Source organism: Kitasatospora sp. NPDC058406 (assembly GCF_042722765.1).
Taxonomy (GTDB): Bacteria; Actinomycetota; Actinomycetes; order Streptomycetales; family Streptomycetaceae; genus Kitasatospora.
This window is the reverse complement of the sequence record NZ_JBHXKE010000507.1, coordinates 1-1,253: the sequence shown is the minus strand read 5'-3', so window position 1 is coordinate 1,253 and position 1,253 is coordinate 1. Positions and strand designations below refer to the sequence as shown.

Annotated in this window: 2 pseudogenes; both read left to right on the top strand. The window is 67.4% G+C overall.

Features of this window, described 5'->3' with window-relative positions:
• Positions 1-90: 90 nt before the first annotated feature.
• Positions 91-738 (top strand): annotated as a pseudogene (locus ACFWOG_RS40905) (IS3 family transposase); the annotation flags it as partial.
• 42 nt (positions 739-780) lie between these two features.
• Positions 781-1,253: pseudogene (locus tag ACFWOG_RS40900) on the top strand (transposase); the annotation flags it as partial.

The window sequence follows — 1,253 nt, the reverse complement described above, 5'->3', positions numbered from 1 at the left end:
GCTGTGGAAGAAGGAGGTGGAGCGCCGTGAAGCGCTGTTGAACCGAGTGGCGGTGTGAGACCGCTGCCGCCGTGCTGTCGCAGCAGCAGGGTGAACCACAAGCGGGTCGGCCGGGTGATGCGCAAGTTCGACATCGCCGGACTGCGGCTGCGGAAACGGCACGTGACCACGGTCCCGGACCCGTCCGTGAGCCCGGTGCCGGATCTCCTGCAGCGTGACTTCACCGCCACCGCGCCGAACACGAAGTACGTCGGCGACATCACGTATCTGCCGGTCGGGGACGGCGATTTCCTCTACCTGGCCACGGTGATCGACTGTTTCTCGCGGCGTCTGGTGGGCTGGTCGCTCGCCGACCACATGCGCACCGACCTGGTCGCGGACGCGCTGCAGGCTGCCGCGGCGACCCGCGGCAGCCTGCAGGGCGCGGTGTTCCACAGCGACCACGGGGCGCAATACGGGTCCCGGCGGTTCGCCGACCTCTGCAGTCGCCTCGGCGTCGTCAGGTCCATGGGAGCAGTCGGCACCAGCGCCGACAACGCCCTCGCCGAGAGCTTCAACGCCGCACTCAAGCGCGAGACCCTGCAAGGCGCCCGCCGTTTCCCGGACACCGAGACCTGCCGGACGGTTGTGTTCCGCTGGGCCACCCGTTACAACACCCGACGGCGCCACTCCCGCCTGGGACAGAAGGCACCGAACATCTACGAACGGCAGCGGGCTACCATGACGCTCGCCGCATAACGACACGAACAGGTGTCCACTCACCGGGGACAAGGCCCGTTCATGGGTGGGGACATATCTGAGGTCGATGCTCGTCGCTGGTGGGACGGGCTGGCCGGGCTGCATGAGCGGTTTGCGCACCGGTTTGCGCGGAGCGAGTCGCGGGAGTCGGCGCTGGCCTAAATGCGCGGGCTGCTGGCGCCGCTTGAGCGCAAGAACGGCTGGACCGTGGCTGAGGAGGTTGGCCATGACGGGCCGGACTGGATCCAGCGCTTGCTGAACCGCATCGACTGGGACGCGGATGCGGTGCTCGACGACGTGCGCCAGTACGTCGTCGAGCACCTGGCCGATCCAGGCGGCGTGCTGATCGTGGACGACACCGGTTTCCTGAAGAAGGGCGTGCGGTCGGCCGGCGTTCAGAGGCAATACTCCGGCACCGCGGGGGCTTGTATTTCAATTACTGCTTGCTCTGGTGGAGTTGGTGGGATGGTGGACCATGCCTGTGCGTCCGCCCATCACCGCGTTACGGGCCAAGT